Origin of the sequence: Glutamicibacter sp. NPDC087661, from assembly GCF_044743275.1 — a bacterium.
GTDB lineage: Bacteria > Actinomycetota > Actinomycetes > Actinomycetales > Micrococcaceae > Glutamicibacter.
This window is the reverse complement of record NZ_JBIUWE010000007.1, coordinates 38353-52126: the sequence shown is the minus strand read 5'-3', so window position 1 is coordinate 52126 and position 13774 is coordinate 38353. Positions and strand designations below refer to the sequence as shown.

Sequence of the window (13774 nt, the reverse complement as noted above, 5' to 3'; positions counted from 1 at the left end):
TTCATTCACATTCGATTCGGTCCAATGGACCGGATCACAATTTAGGAGAGCAGGGACTGCAGATGGCCGATTTGACCATCAATGCCAACGACGTCCGCGATGCCCTAAACGAGTTCGCATCTTCCTACGAACCGGGTAAGGCAGAGCGCACCGAGGTGGGACGCGTCGTCGCCGCGAGCGACGGCATCGCCAGAGTGGAAGGCCTTCCTTCCGTCATGGCCAACGAGTTGCTGAAGTTCGAAGATGGCACCCTGGGCCTGGCCCAGAACCTCGATACCCGCGAAATCGGTGTCGTTGTGCTTGGTGACTTCACCGGCATCGAAGCTGGCCAGAAGGTAGAGCGCACCGGCGAGATCCTTTCGGTTCCAGTCGGCGACGGCTACCTGGGCCGCGTGGTCGACCCGTTGGGCGAGCCACTGGACAACCTGGGCCCAATCGCTGCCGAGGGCCGTCGCGCCCTGGAGCTGCAGGCACCAGGCGTGACCCAGCGCAAGAGCGTGCACGAGCCAATGCAGACCGGTCTGAAGGCTATCGACGCCATGATCCCGATCGGCCGTGGCCAGCGTCAGCTGATCATTGGCGACCGCCAGACCGGCAAGACCGCTATCGCGGTTGACACCATCCTGAACCAGCGTGCTAACTGGGAATCCGGCGATCAGACCAAGCAGGTCCGCTGCGTCTACGTGGCAATTGGCCAGAAGGCATCGACCATCGCTGCCGTTCGCCAGACCCTCGAAGAGCAGGGCGCACTGGAGTACACCACCATCGTGGCGTCCCCGGCATCCGACCCGGCCGGCTTCAAGTACTTGGCTCCATACGCAGGCTCGGCCATCGGCCAGCACTGGATGTACGGGGGCAAGCACGTTCTGATCGTCTTCGATGATCTGTCGAAGCAGGCTGAAGCCTACCGTGCCGTGTCCCTGCTGCTGCGCCGTCCGCCAGGACGCGAAGCCTACCCAGGCGACGTCTTCTACCTGCACTCCCGCCTGCTTGAGCGTTGCGCCAAGCTGTCGGACGAGCTGGGTGCAGGTTCGATGACTGGCTTGCCAATCATCGAAACCAAGGCCAACGACGTGGGCGCGTTCATCCCGACCAACGTCATCTCGATCACCGACGGCCAGATCTTCTTGCAGTCGGATCTCTTCAACGCCAACCAGCGTCCAGCTGTCGACGTGGGTATTTCGGTATCCCGCGTTGGCGGTTCGGCACAGGTCAAGGCCATGAAGAAGGTCTCCGGTACCTTGAAGCTGGAATTGGCCCAGTACCGCGACATGCAGGCATTCGCAATGTTCGCCTCGGACCTGGATGCTGCTTCCAAGCAGCAGCTGACCCGTGGTGCGCGCCTGATGGAACTGCTCAAGCAGGGTCAGTACACCCCGTACCCGGTTGAGGACCAGGTCGTTTCGATCTGGGCCGGCACCAACGGCTACCTGGACGATGTCCCGGTTGAGGATGTACGCCGCTTCGAGGGCGAGTTCATCGACTACCTGCGTCACCGCACCGATGTACTGACCGTGATTGGCCAGACCGGCAAGCTGGAGAACGAGACTCTGGAAGCCATGAAGACCGCTGTTGCGGACTTCAAGGCCGGCTTCTTCGGCGAAGGCGACGACAAGCTTGTCGCCGCCGGGCACGAAGAGCACGACGCTCTCGATTCCGAGTCCGTTGACCAGGAAAAGATCGTCAAGCAGAAGCGCTGACAATTTCCTTGCCAAGGGGGAGCGGCGCCGGTAACGGCGCCGCCCTCCCGAGGTAGGGGATAAGGAAAGGACACACATGGGAGCCCAGATTCGGGTCTACCGCCAGAAGATCGGATCGACCAAGTCGATGCGCAAGATCTTCAAGGCGATGGAACTGATCGCTGCATCCCGCATTGGTAAGGCACGTACGCGTGTCTCGGCCTCGCTGCCGTATGCCAATGCGATTACCCGTGCAGTAACCGCCGTCGCGTCCCAGGCCGATGTCGAGCATCCACTGACCACCGAGCCGGCGCAGGTACGCCGCGCCGCGGTCTTGGTGATGACTTCGGACCGAGGACTTGCCGGGTCCTACTCCGCCAGCGTTCTGAAGCAGGCAGAGCACCTCGTGGAACTCCTGCGTGAAGAAGGCAAGGAAGTCAAGACCTACTTGGTCGGCCGCAAGGCCCAGGCTTACTTTGATTTCCGTTCACGCGAGTACGCACGAGTGTGGACCGGGGAAACTGATTCCCCGCGTTTCGAAACCGCACGCGAGCTGCGCGATGTCCTCCTGGAGGACTTCGACACCGATTTCGAGCAGGGTGGCGTGGACGAGATCCACGTCGTCTACACCCAGTTCAAGTCGATGGTCACGCAGGAACCGACGGTCATCCGTCTGTTGCCGTTGGAGGTTGTCGAGGATGAATCCGAGACTCCAACCGACGAGCTGTTGCCACTGTACGAGTTTGAGCCATCGCCGGAAGAAGTGCTTGACGCACTGCTTCCGCGCTACATCGATTCTCGACTGTTCAACTGCCAGTTGCAGTCCGCTGCTTCCGAGCTCGCTGCCCGCCAGCGCGCCATGAAGGCCGCAGGCGACAACGCTGGTGAACTGATCAAGAAGTACACCCGATTGCTCAACAATGCCCGTCAGGCTGAAATCACCCAGGAGCTTTCGGAAATTATCGCCGGCGCCGACGCGCTGAACAGCTAATTACCGATACTCCGACCAGACAAGAAGTGAGAAAGATGACTGCCCAACTCAACGAGCAGGTTACCGCAGGGGCCATCGGTCGCATCGCGCGCGTGACTGGCCCGGTCGTGGACGTCGAGTTCCCAGCCGACGCACTGCCTGCTATCTACAACGCACTGACCGCTGAGCTGACCCTCAACGGCGAAACCAAGAAGATCACCTTCGAGACCAGCCAGCACCTCGGTGAGGGCCTGGTCCGCGCAGTATCGCTGCAGGCCACCGACGGCCTGGTCCGCGGTGCTTCGGTGACCGATACCGGCGCTGCTATCTCCGTCCCAGTAGGCGACGGCGTCAAGGGCCACATCTTCAACGTTCTGGGCGACGCCCTGGACGTTGACAACTCGGAGATCCAGGTCACCGAGCGTTGGCCAATCCACCGCCAGCCTCCGAAGTTCTCGGAGCTCGAGGGCTCGACCGAAATGCTGGAAACCGGCATCAAGTCGATCGACCTCCTGACCCCGTACATCAAGGGCGGCAAGATCGGCCTGTTCGGCGGCGCCGGCGTTGGCAAGACCGTGCTGATCCAGGAAATGATCACCCGTGTTGCACGTAACTTCGGTGGTACCTCGGTATTCGCCGGTGTTGGCGAGCGCACCCGTGAAGGCAACGACCTCTGGGTCGAAATGGACGAGGCAAACGTCCTGAAGGACACCGCACTGGTGTTCGGCCAGATGGATGAGCCACCTGGAACCCGTTTGCGCGTGGCACTGTCGGCTCTGACCATGGCGGAATACTTCCGCGATGTCCAGAACCAGGACGTGCTGCTGTTCATCGACAACATCTTCCGCTTCACCCAGGCCGGTTCCGAGGTGTCGACCCTGCTGGGCCGCATGCCTTCCGCCGTGGGCTACCAGCCGAACTTGGCCGATGAAATGGGTCTGCTGCAGGAACGCATCACCTCGACGAAGGGCCGCTCGATCACCTCGATGCAGGCTGTCTACGTCCCGGCCGATGACTACACCGACCCGGCTCCAGCAGCAACCTTCGCCCACTTGGATGCAACCACCGAGCTGTCGCGTGAAATCGCGTCGCGCGGCCTGTACCCGGCGATCGACCCGCTGACCTCGACCTCGCGAATCCTGGATCCGCAGTACATTGGCCAGGATCACTACGATGTAGCCATCCGCGTGAAGGCCATTCTGCAGAAGAACAAGGAACTGCAGGACATCATCGCGATCCTCGGTATCGACGAGCTGGGCGAAGAGGACAAGATCGTCGTTGCCCGTGCACGCCGTATCCAGCAGTTCCTCTCGCAGAACACCTACACCGCAAAGCAGTTCACCGGTGTCGAGGGCTCGACCGTATCGATCAAGGACACCATCGAAGGCTTCAAGGCCATTTGCGATGGCGAATTGGACCACATTGCAGAGCAGGCGTTCTTCAACATCGGCGGTCTTGACGACGTCGAGCGCCAGTGGGCCGAAATCCAGAAGGCCAGCTAATTATGGCTGAGCTTCAGGTCGAAATCGTCGCGGCTGACCACTTCGTGTGGTCGGGCGCTGCGAAGCTGGTCAAGGCTCGTTCGGTGGACGGCGAGATCGGTGTTCTGCCCGGTCACGTTCCGATGCTGTCCGTGCTTGCCGCTGGGGACCTGGAAATCGAACCGGTTTCCGAGTCCCGCTTCTCGGTCCAGATCGACGGAGGCTTCTTCTCTGTTGATTCGGATCGCGTAGTGATCGTTGCTGACAACGCTGTGCTTGGTACCGCAGCGTAGGCGATGAATTGTTTGAGATAACCGCACCAGTTCTGATCGCGTTGCTGATCCTGATCGGCATCGCCATGTTCTTCGGGGCCATGGCCGTGCGCCGCATCCAATTGCGGCGCACGCTGGGCACCTTCGATGCATCCATCCTGGCGCCTTCGGGCAAATGGATGATGGTCATCGGCCGCTACGGCGGAGCGCATGTGGACCTGTTGCGGTTTTTCTCTGTCTCCCCGGTCCCGAGCTTCGTGATCGAGCGCCGTGGCCTGGATATCACCGGGACACGCCAGCCCACCGATGAGGAAACCTCGCGGATCCCGCCAGGATTCATCATCGTGATGCTGGTGCGCAGCGGTGATGAGCTGCTGCTGGCCATGGACTACCGCGACTACACCGGCTTCTCGGCCTGGCTCGAAGCCGGGCCGATCGCCGGGAGCTGGCAGATCTAGAACTTGATAAAGCAAAGCCGCCGTTGCAGATGCAGCGGCGGTTTTCGCGTTCCCTGGCCAGTCAATGCTGGCAGGCAGCGTTGGCAGGCTGGGGGCCGCTGCGGATCGCCTGCGTGCTCGGCGCACTGCTCAGCTGCGCGTGGCGGCTTGGGGGAGCACCTCCGGATCCCGGGCACCGCAGCCACCGATCCGGAAACGGCCGGCAGGAACTGCGCTGAGTGCGAAATGCCTGGGCGCGTGGCGCAGGACGTAGTTGACTGTTCGCATGAAACGAACCTTGATCCTTGGCGGCACCGCGTGGCTCGGCCGCGAGCTGGCGCGGCAGCTGATCCGCAGTGGCCACGAAGTAACCTGCCTGGCGCGCGGCAATTCCGGCGAGGTTGCCCAGGGCGCGCAGCTGGTGCGTGCCGACCGGAGCCAGCCCGGGGCCTATGATGCCGTGCAGGGCATCGGATTCGACTCGGTCATCGAGCTGTCCTATGAGCTGCAATGGGTGCACGAAGCGCTGGCGGCCCTGGCCGCGAATGCGCGGCACTGGACCCTGGTTTCTTCCATCTCGGTGTATGCCAGCGCGCAGCTGCCCGGTGCCGGCGAAGACGCGCAACTGCATGAACCGTCCGATCCCGGCGATTACGGGCATGCAAAGGTCCTTGCCGAACGGGCCAGCACGGCGATGGTTGCCGACCGGCTGCTCATTGCCCGTCCGGGGCTGATTGCCGGACCTGGCGATCCCAGCGACCGCTTTTCCTACTGGGTTTCGCGCTTGGCCTTGGCCGGTGCCGGCCAGGTCCTCATCCCGCCAACCGCGGGCCGCCATGTGCAGGTCATCGACGTGCGCGATGCCGCCGCGTGGATTATCGACGCCGCCGCGCGTTCGCTGACCGGAACCTTCAACGTGGCCGGAACATCACATGGCTTCGCCCAGTTCCTCAGTACGGCCGCACGGATTGCGGGATTCAGCGGGGAACTGGTCACCGCCCAGGACGCATGGCTGCGCGAACGCCAGGTCAATTACTGGGCCGGGGCGCGTTCGCTGCCGCTGTGGCTTGCGCTGGAGGACCACGGCTTCGCCCAGCGCAGCAACCAGCGGTACGCCTTGGCCGGTGGCCCGGAGCGGGACCTGGAGGACTTGCTTGGCGACGTGCTGGCCGATGAACGGGCTCGCGGACTGGACCGGTCCCGGCGTGCTGGCCTCGGCCGGGCCGAGGAGCTTGAGCTGCTCGGCCAGCTCGGGCGGATCCGGCAGGGCTAGCGCAGTCCGGGATTTTCGGTGGGCTAGAGGTATTCCCCGTTGCGGATCGTCTGGACCAGCTGCAGATTGGCATCCAGGATCAGTGCATCGGCGGCGAAGCCGTAGTGCAGGGAACCGACTTCGTCGGCCAGGCCGATCAGCGAGGCGGGGATGGACGTAGCCGAGTTGACCGCCTGGACCAGTGAGACCCCGGCCTGCACGGCGCGCTGCACGATTTCCAGCAGCGTGCAGGTGCCGCCGGCCAGGGAATTATCGCTGGCCAGCCGTGCCTGGCCCAGGGCCACATTCACATCCTGCGGGCCGAGGGTGTACTGCCCATCGGCCAAGCCGGTGGCCGCCATGGAATCGCTGACCAGCAAGATGTTCTCCGCACCGACCAAGCGGAAGACCAGGCGCACGGTATCGGGGGACAGGTGCACCCCGTCGGCGATCAGCTCCACGAACGCATTGCGGTTCACCGCCTCTTCCAGGCAGGCGGCCACCGGACCGGGTTCGCGGTGGTGCAGCGAAGGCATGCCGTTGAACAGGTGGGTGACCGTAGGGCGTTCGGTGAAGCCGTCCACCCCGGCGCTGCGCAGCTGTTCGCGGGCAAAGCGCAGGGAATCCGCGGTGATCTGGGCGCTGGCATCGGTGTGCCCCAGCGACGGAACCACGCCGTGGGAGACCAGCTGCTCAACGAGTTCCTCGCTGCCGGCCAATTCCGGAGCGTAGGTCATGGTGCGCAGCTGGCCGCGGCTGGCAGCCACCAGCTCGCTGACGAATTCCGGATCCGGATCCTGCAGGAAGCGCGGGTCCTGGGCGCCGCAGCGGGCTACGGAGAGGAACGGGCCTTCGGCATGGATGCCGGCAATCTGGCCGGCCTCCGCCAGCTCGGCGAGCAGCTCGGCGGCCTCGATCATGGACGAGGGCTCTGCGGTGACCAGCGACGCGAGCAGGGTAGTGGTGCCCGAGCGGTGCAGGTACTCCACCGCTTCAGTGACGCTCGAATGATCCGGTGCCGAGAAGTCCGCGCCGAGGGCGCCATGGCAATGCAGGTCGATCAGGCCCGGGATGATGATGGATCCGGGGGCTACCTCGCGTACCGGGTAATCGGCAGCATCGGCCAGCGCGTCGAAGTCATCGCGGTTGCCGGCAAAGCGGATGCGGTCGCCTTCCACGGCGAGCACGCCATCGGTGACCTTGAGGCCATCGGAAATCAGGGTGGCATGAAGGGCGTAGCGCGTCGTAGTCATGTTCCCAGCTTAGAAGAGAGAACGCGTCCAGTCACCGACTCGACGGATTATTTTCTCAGCGGACTTGGCATTTAGCGAATCGGGAACGCAACGGCCCCAGTGCGCCGGGCTCCTGGCCAAGGCGAGGCGCTAGCTGTCCTTGCCCGCAGGATCTTCGGAAGCCGGCGCGTTGCCGGTGGCCAGGGCCTGCAGGGCCTGCAGCGTGCTGGTCTTCGTGCCGGAGGCCAGCTGCGCTTCGCGCGCGGAGTGCGCGGCGGCCCGGTTCTGCCTGATGCTGCCGACCCGTTTCTTCATTGACCGGTAGACCCTGCGGAACATGCGGTAGAGGAAGAAGCCGATGGCAATGGCAACGAGTCCGAGCACGGCAGCCAGTACGGGAACCAGCACAGCTGCGAAGACGAGAACCAGCGCGCCAAGATCTTCTGCTAGGCTGCGCACCCATTGGGTGATGGGTTCGGGCACGGCATTGGTCGCCGCGGTCATCGACGATTTGCCCAGGCTCACCGACAGCGCGGAGCCCGCACCGAGCAGTCCGGTGAGGACGGCAACCTCGACTCCCGAATTGGCGCCAAGGCCGATGCCAACCAGAGCACCGAAAACAGGCCGCAGCCACACCGAGATGGTTTCCATGGACAGATTGAGGAAAGGGATCTTATCCAGGCCGGCCTCGCCGATGGCAAGTACGGCACAGATCGCCAGGACCCACGGATTGGTGATGCTTTCAGGAATCTGCCGTGCCGCAGAAGCGATCATGTCAGGTGCGGTATCGGGGATCACGAGTCCCGCGATGCCCAGGGCCAATACCGTGAAATACGGCCGCAGGCCCGCAGCGGAACCGCTGCCAATGGCCATGAGCGAAGCTGTCAGCGGATCCAATGGACCTCCCGAGCCTGGCGGCCCGGGCCGTGCGGCACCGAGCGCTTTTGGTAGAGGAGATCAGACTAGCAGTCGGGATGCAGTTTTCTGCAGGGCCAAACTAAGGCTGCCAGGCAGCCCGGGGAGGACCCGCAACCCTAGAAGAGGCGTCCTGCCGAGTCGTCGACTCCGCGCATTGCGTCGTAATCCAAGGTGAGGCAGCGGATGCCGCGGTCTTCGGCCAAGGTGCGGGCCTGCGGCTTGATCTGCTGGGCGGCGAAAATGCCGGTAACCGGCTTGAGCAGCGGGTCGCGGTTCAGAAGCTCCAGGTAGCGGGTCAGCTGTTCCACTCCGTCGATATCGCCACGGCGCTTGAGCTCTACGGCAACCGTGGCGCCCTTGGCATCACGGGCCAGGATATCCACCGGACCGATGGCGGTCATGTATTCACGGCGGACCAACTGGTGGCCAGCGCCGAGCAACTCGATCTGCTCGGCCAGCAGGCGCTGCAGGTCGGCTTCGACGCCATCCTTGATCAGCCCCGGATCGGTGCCCAGGATGTGGGCCGAGTCGTGCTCGAAGCTATGGAAGTGGATGGTCAGCTTGTCATCGGTCTTCGCACTGGACACGGTCCAGGTAGCGGTGGCACCCAATGCAGCGGCGTCCTCATCGGGATCTGCCTCACGCAGGATCAACGGCGGATTCATCCAATTCAGCGGCTTGTAGCTGCCGCCGTCCGAGTGGATGAGTACCGAGCCGTCGGCCTTGACCATGATCAAGCGGGTCGCCAACGGAAGGTGGGCTCGAAGACGGCCCTCGTAATCAACTGAACACTTCGCTACCACTAAACGCACCCCACACACTTTACTAGCTGGTTGCGACTTGTGCCGGGAGATACGGCATGATTAAAGACATGCCACGTTCCAACCGCCCGCGCCGCTCCAAGAATTCCCGACCCGCCCAAGGCCGGAACTCCGGCTCCGGCTACGGTTCCGGGGATGAAGAGCAGGGCTACGGTTCGGGCCAGGAAGAGTGGATGCAGCGTGCCCGCTTCGGCGTGGTGCTGCGCCAGGATGCCCCCGACGGCCAATGGCATGTGCGCAAGATTGCGCCGATGAACGCCAACAAGCCCTATTCCTGCCCGGGGTGCCACCGTTCCATCGGAGTTGGAGTTGCCCATGTTGTCGCCTGGCGCGCGGACCACTGGTCGGGCGATGACGCCGCGGCCAACGCGCGCCGCCACTGGCATCCGCACTGCTGGGAAACCCGTTCCTACCGCTACTAGGCCAGCTGCCTGGAGGGGCAGGTGCTAGCGGCGGTCCTGCCGGGCGATGAAGACTTCGCGCAGCAGGATCATGGCGCTGGCTGCCACCGGGATGGCCATGAGCGCACCGGTGACCCCGGCCAGGGTGCCGCCGGCAATCACCGAGATCACCGCGACCGCGCCGGGCACTGCCACCGCACGGCGCATGATGCGCGGCGAAACGAAATACGCCTCGACCTGCAGGTAGCCGAAGTAGCACACCGCGTAGATCAGGGCGGTCTGCCAGCCCAGTGACAATGTCACCAAGGTAACCAGCACGCCGGCGATCACCCCGCCGACCAATGGGATGAAGGCCAGCATCGCCACCAGCAAGGTGAGCAGCGCGGTGAACGGAACGCCCAGGATGCTCATCAGCACCAGCGCCACCAGGCAGTTCAGTATGGCCACAGTGGCTTGGCCCATCACGTAATTGCCCACGGAGCGGGTAATGCGCACGGTCAATTCGGCCACGCGGTCGCGTTTGGAGCGCGGGGCCAGGCGCAGCGAGAAGCCCATCATCCCTGGCAGCGAAGCCAGGAAGTAGATGGCCAGCACCAGCACGATCAGCACGCCGAACATGGACTGGGCGACGGTCTGCGATACGCCCAGGACGCCGCCGAACACATTGGTCACCGCGCCCGAATCGCCAAAGAAACGGTCGACCTCGGTAGTGATGCGCTGGGAAATCGCGTATTGCCGGTCGATTTCCCGGACCCAATCGCTATTGAGGAAATCATCCACGATTTCAGGCGCCCGCGTGATGAAGGCGGTGATCTGGTTGACCAGGGTAGGGATGATCAAGGCCATGAAGCCGCCGAAGATCGCCAGCAAGCTGACCATGGTCGCGGCCACGGCCAGCGGACGGGTCATTCCCTTGCGCATCATGAAGCGCACAATCGGATCAAGGCCCAAGGCGATGAACAGCGCAATGGCAATCCAGGTCATCAGCGAACCGACGTTGGTCAGCAGGTAGTAGCCGCCCAGGGCGATGCCCACGCCAATGGTGCCCAAGAAGCCCATGGAAATAGGGTGCAGCGCCGGAATCGGTTCCGGCGAGCCATCCAGCGGATGCTCCGGTTCCTCGCCCAGGGCCGCACTGCGCTGCGGGGTGTTGAGCATCTTGCCCACGCGTTCGGCGATCTTCTTGGACCAGCCCTCGCGGGACGGATTAGCGCCCGTCGGCGCAGCGCCCGGATAACGGGCCTGCGCGCTGGCGGCCGCAGGTGATTCCGGTTGGGAATTGCCCTCATGAGGCTGGGAATGCGCTGTGGATTCCGGGCCGGAGGTTGCCGGCCCGGAAGAGCGATCCGACGCGTCGGAACGCTGCTCGGGTACGTGCTTATCGCGATGCGGGTGCGGCTGATCAGGCTCCATGGGTCAGAGCATATCGCGCATCGGCCACTGTTAAGTGGTTCAAGACACCGTGCTGTTGCGTTGTTGAGCCAGTTCACAGGCGCGGATCGGAACCATGATCGGCCGCAACTCGTTAGACTTGTCAAAGAACAGCTGTGAGACGTAGGCGAATAGGTGAACTTGTGCGAAAAGTAATCTCCGTGATCGCGATGCTGCTGGGGGCCGCGGCCCTGGTAGTCGGCATCGGACAGAAGACCTTTTGGGCCCCGCCCGAAACGGTGACCGCGAGCATGCCGCAACTAGCTGATGAGGCACCGCTGACCTTGATTGAATCCTCGGTCAACGACCCCAAGCTGGACCCGGTGGAACTGGTGATCAAGTCGAAGGGTGAATTCACTGCTTCCTTGGGCCGCGACTATGACGTCGAGGCGTGGATCGGCGATGCATCGCATGTATCGGTCACCGGCATCGACACCGAAAACCACAAGATGATCGCCGAGCACGCCAAGGGCAAGGCCGATGCGCCTAATCCCGCCGGTGATGACATCTTCTTCGACTCGCAGACCGCGGATCAGACCATGACCTACCGCTGGACCGCTCCGGATTCCGGCGACTGGTCCTTGCTGCTGGCCGCAGGCGGAAAGGATGCCGCTCCGGTGGATATCTCGGTAACCTACGCGAACGACGACGCCATGCCATTTGCCCTGCCGCTGATCATTGCCGGCTCGCTGCTGCTGGTCTTCGGACTGGCCCTGCTGGTCATGCGCCCGGGCAAGCCGAAGAGCGGGGCGAACACCCAGCACTCGGTCGCCGCCGTGGCCGTGGTGGCCCTGGCGATCTCCGGTGTTTCTCTGCCCATGGCGCCAAGCGACGAGTCCAGCGCCAAGCCTTCGGAATCCGAGCAGAAGTCGCAGGACGCCAAGGCGTCCGATGATGCCAAGGGCTCCGAGTCCGCCTCTTCCTCGGTTGAAGAAGTATCCAGCTTCCCGGTCATCACCGAAGAGCAGCTCAAGCGCGTTCTGGCTGATGCCCAGAAGCAGGTAGCCAAGGCCGATGAGAAGATCGACGCCAAGGCCCTGGAACCACGCACCGCCGGTGCGTTCAAGTACCTGCGCGATAAGCGCTACGACATGCTCAAGGAGAAGTTCGAGGTAGACAAGCCGCTGGCGCTCAATACCCAGGTCATCCGCTCGGCCGCTGTGCCGAATGCGAATGAAGCCAAGTTCCCCCGCGTAATCTCCGTGGTGACCGCGAAGAACAATGATGCCGACACCCTGCCGCAGGCGCTGACCCTGGTGCAGGCCAACGCCCGCGATAACTTCAAGGTGGTCTTCGCCGGCCAGATGTTGCCGAACTCCACCTTCCCGGGCATCGCCGTTGGCGACCCGTCGACCAAGCAGCTTGCTGCCAACGCCGAGGGCCTGCAGATGACCCCGGAGAAGGCCCTGGAAGCACTGGGCAAAGTGCTGACCGATGGCAATGCCAAGGACAAGGACAAGTTTGCCGAATCGGACTTCATCAAGGCGGTGCACGCAGCCCAGAAGGATGAGTCCAAGGAAGCCAACGAGGCGGACGTCAAGTACAACCGCACGGTCACCAAGGGCGACACCAAGGTGGTTTCCACCCCGGATGGCGGAGCGATTGTTACCGGCAAGCTGAACAACAAGGCGCTCTTCGTGCGCACCGAAGACGCTGACCCGCTCAAGAGCACCGACAAGCTGACCGAACAGCTGCTGGGATCCAGCTCCTCGAACGGCGACGTGGAAAGCACCTACGCCGAACCGGTGATGTTCTACCTGCCAGCCGACGGTTCCAAGGACAAGATCCAGCTGATCTCTGCAAGCCAGATCCTGCTCGATGTGAAGGAAGTTGACTAACCCCCATGACTGATCAGAACATTCCCTCAACCCGCGGTGCGGTAGATCTCTCCGCCCTGGCCAGCCAAGGCCCGGAAGCTACCGGCAGCATGCCGGCTGGTCCGGCAAGCTGGACCACCAATCTGGATGAGGCTGCGTTCCAGCAGTTCGTCGGCATGTCCCAGCAGGTACCTGCCATCGTTTCCCTCGGCTCGCCTCGCGTGCAGGTCTCGGCAGACCTGGATGCGACGCTGCGCAAGCTGGTGGATGCCAAGGGCGGCAAATTCATCCTCGGCCTGGTGGATGCGGAAACCTACCCGCAGATCGCCCAGGCCTTCCAGGCCCAGCAGATCCCGATGGTGGTGGCGCTGATCAAGGGCCAGCCGGTGCCGCTGTTCCAGGGTCCTGCCGAGGAACAGCAAATTGTCCAGGTTTTCGCACAGCTTGAACAGCTCGCAGTCCAGCAGGGCATGAGCGGTACCGCCCCGGCATTCTCCGGGCAGGCCGGCGAACCTGAACCAGAGCTGCCGCCGCTGCACCAGAAGGCCGTGGACGCCATCGATGCCGGGGACTACGTCGCCGCCGAGGCCGCCTACCTGGAAGCGTTGAACGAGAAGCCGAACGACAAGGACGCGCAGATCGGCGTGTACCAGGTTCGACTGCTCTCGCGTACGCACAACCTGGATCTGAACAAGTCCCGCGAGCAAGCCGCGCAGAACCCTGAAGACATCGCGGCGCAGCTGGATGTAGCAGATCTGGACGTGGTGGGCGGGCATGTCGAAGATGCCTTCGCCCGACTGGTTTCGCTGATCTCCCGCCTGGCTGATGAAGACCGCGAGCGGGTCCGCCGTCGCCTGATTGAGCTCTATGCGGTGATCGGCAACAGCGATCCACGCGTAGCTGCCTCGCGGCAGAAGCTGGCACGCGTACTCTTCTAGGCTGACGTCCAGGGACTGGACCAAGCAGTTCAACCGCCGCGACACAGGGTTTTTCCCTGGGTCGCGGCGGTTGTCTTATACCTGGGTTTAACTCCAAAGGATGATGCGTTCTGACTAGGGGCATT

Annotated in this window: 14 protein-coding genes; 9 read left to right on the top strand and 5 right to left on the bottom strand. The window is 63.2% G+C overall.

Features of this window, described 5'->3' with window-relative positions; all coding sequences use genetic code 11:
• Nucleotides 1-62 precede the first annotated feature (62 nt).
• From atpA to ACIOTN_RS16645, 5 genes are all read left to right on the top strand, one after another.
• The gene (atpA, locus tag ACIOTN_RS16665; protein ID WP_133834461.1) at nucleotides 63-1700 is read left to right on the top strand and encodes a F0F1 ATP synthase subunit alpha; all 1638 of its coding nucleotides are present in this window, start codon (nucleotides 63-65) and stop codon (nucleotides 1698-1700) included.
• Between the two features lie 76 nt (nucleotides 1701-1776).
• Nucleotides 1777-2670, top strand: coding sequence for a F0F1 ATP synthase subunit gamma (locus ACIOTN_RS16660; RefSeq protein ID WP_133834460.1), 894 nt, complete (start codon nucleotides 1777-1779; stop codon nucleotides 2668-2670).
• 35 nt (nucleotides 2671-2705) lie between these two features.
• Nucleotides 2706-4151 (top strand): F0F1 ATP synthase subunit beta, encoded by a 1446-nt coding sequence (gene atpD / locus ACIOTN_RS16655; RefSeq protein ID WP_133834459.1) that lies wholly within the window; start codon nucleotides 2706-2708, stop codon nucleotides 4149-4151.
• Nucleotides 4152-4153: 2 nt separating this feature from the next.
• Nucleotides 4154-4423 carry a F0F1 ATP synthase subunit epsilon gene (locus ACIOTN_RS16650; protein ID WP_038990466.1) on the top strand — a complete coding sequence of 90 codons (270 nt, stop codon included), beginning with the start codon at nucleotides 4154-4156 and terminating at the stop codon, nucleotides 4421-4423.
• An 8-nt stretch (nucleotides 4424-4431) separates the two neighbouring features.
• On the top strand, nucleotides 4432-4860 hold the full coding sequence (locus ACIOTN_RS16645; RefSeq protein WP_105658413.1) for a DUF2550 domain-containing protein: 429 nt from the start codon (nucleotides 4432-4434) through the stop codon (nucleotides 4858-4860).
• A 129-nt stretch (nucleotides 4861-4989) separates the two neighbouring features.
• Here ACIOTN_RS16645 and ACIOTN_RS16640 read toward each other — a convergent pair whose 3' ends face one another.
• Nucleotides 4990-5127, bottom strand: coding sequence for a hypothetical protein (locus ACIOTN_RS16640; RefSeq protein WP_181149085.1), 138 nt, complete (start codon nucleotides 5125-5127; stop codon nucleotides 4990-4992).
• On the opposite strand from ACIOTN_RS16640, the gene ACIOTN_RS16635 reads away from it, so the two are divergent.
• Nucleotides 5126-6112: an NAD-dependent epimerase/dehydratase family protein gene (locus tag ACIOTN_RS16635; RefSeq protein ID WP_400343293.1), complete on the top strand. Its 987-nt coding sequence runs from the start codon at nucleotides 5126-5128 to the stop codon at nucleotides 6110-6112. The genes ACIOTN_RS16640 and ACIOTN_RS16635 overlap by 2 nt on opposite strands.
• Before the next feature lie 23 nt (nucleotides 6113-6135).
• On the opposite strand, the gene nagA is transcribed toward ACIOTN_RS16635, so the two are convergent.
• From nagA to nucS, 3 genes are all read right to left on the bottom strand, one after another.
• Nucleotides 6136-7344, bottom strand: a complete 1209-nt coding sequence (gene nagA / locus ACIOTN_RS16630; protein WP_400290774.1) for an N-acetylglucosamine-6-phosphate deacetylase — start codon at nucleotides 7342-7344, stop codon at nucleotides 6136-6138.
• 129 nt (nucleotides 7345-7473) lie between these two features.
• Nucleotides 7474-8220, bottom strand: coding sequence for a DUF4126 domain-containing protein (locus ACIOTN_RS16625; protein ID WP_402735746.1), 747 nt, complete (start codon nucleotides 8218-8220; stop codon nucleotides 7474-7476).
• Nucleotides 8221-8357: 137 nt separating this feature from the next.
• Nucleotides 8358-9053 carry an endonuclease NucS gene (gene nucS, locus ACIOTN_RS16620; protein ID WP_105662590.1) on the bottom strand — a complete coding sequence of 232 codons (696 nt, stop codon included), beginning with the start codon at nucleotides 9051-9053 and terminating at the stop codon, nucleotides 8358-8360.
• Nucleotides 9054-9112: 59 nt separating this feature from the next.
• Between nucS and ACIOTN_RS16615 the strand changes: the two genes are divergently transcribed.
• Nucleotides 9113-9484: a hypothetical protein gene (locus tag ACIOTN_RS16615; protein ID WP_105658418.1), complete on the top strand. Its 372-nt coding sequence runs from the start codon at nucleotides 9113-9115 to the stop codon at nucleotides 9482-9484.
• Nucleotides 9485-9508: 24 nt separating this feature from the next.
• On the opposite strand, the gene ACIOTN_RS16610 is transcribed toward ACIOTN_RS16615, so the two are convergent.
• Nucleotides 9509-10876, bottom strand: a complete 1368-nt coding sequence (locus ACIOTN_RS16610) for an AI-2E family transporter (protein WP_105662591.1) — start codon at nucleotides 10874-10876, stop codon at nucleotides 9509-9511.
• A 161-nt stretch (nucleotides 10877-11037) separates the two neighbouring features.
• On the opposite strand from ACIOTN_RS16610, the gene ACIOTN_RS16605 reads away from it, so the two are divergent.
• Together ACIOTN_RS16605 and ACIOTN_RS16600 are read left to right on the top strand one after the other, a co-directional pair.
• On the top strand, nucleotides 11038-12732 hold the full coding sequence (locus ACIOTN_RS16605; RefSeq protein ID WP_146112978.1) for a hypothetical protein: 1695 nt from the start codon (nucleotides 11038-11040) through the stop codon (nucleotides 12730-12732).
• A gap of 5 nt (nucleotides 12733-12737) precedes the next feature.
• Nucleotides 12738-13649 carry a co-chaperone YbbN gene (locus ACIOTN_RS16600; protein ID WP_402735745.1) on the top strand — a complete coding sequence of 304 codons (912 nt, stop codon included), beginning with the start codon at nucleotides 12738-12740 and terminating at the stop codon, nucleotides 13647-13649.
• Nucleotides 13650-13774 lie beyond the last annotated feature (125 nt).

Bases quoted from the DNA above. Each gene is read 5' to 3' on its own strand.
- atpA (WP_133834461.1), top strand. From the start codon at position 63: ATGGCCGATTTGACCATCAATGCCAACGACGTCCGCGATGCCCTAAAC.
- ACIOTN_RS16660 (WP_133834460.1), top strand. From the start codon at position 1,777: ATGGGAGCCCAGATTCGGGTCTACCGCCAGAAGATCGGATCGACCAAG.
- atpD (WP_133834459.1), top strand. From the start codon at position 2,706: ATGACTGCCCAACTCAACGAGCAGGTTACCGCAGGGGCCATCGGTCGC.
- ACIOTN_RS16650 (WP_038990466.1), top strand. From the start codon at position 4,154: ATGGCTGAGCTTCAGGTCGAAATCGTCGCGGCTGACCACTTCGTGTGG.
- ACIOTN_RS16635 (WP_400343293.1), top strand. From the start codon at position 5,126: ATGAAACGAACCTTGATCCTTGGCGGCACCGCGTGGCTCGGCCGCGAG.
- ACIOTN_RS16640 (WP_181149085.1), bottom strand. From the start codon at position 5,127: ATGCGAACAGTCAACTACGTCCTGCGCCACGCGCCCAGGCATTTCGCA.
- nagA (WP_400290774.1), bottom strand. From the start codon at position 7,344: ATGACTACGACGCGCTACGCCCTTCATGCCACCCTGATTTCCGATGGC.
- ACIOTN_RS16615 (WP_105658418.1), top strand. From the start codon at position 9,113: ATGCCACGTTCCAACCGCCCGCGCCGCTCCAAGAATTCCCGACCCGCC.
- ACIOTN_RS16610 (WP_105662591.1), bottom strand. From the start codon at position 10,876: ATGGAGCCTGATCAGCCGCACCCGCATCGCGATAAGCACGTACCCGAG.
- ACIOTN_RS16600 (WP_402735745.1), top strand. From the start codon at position 12,738: ATGACTGATCAGAACATTCCCTCAACCCGCGGTGCGGTAGATCTCTCC.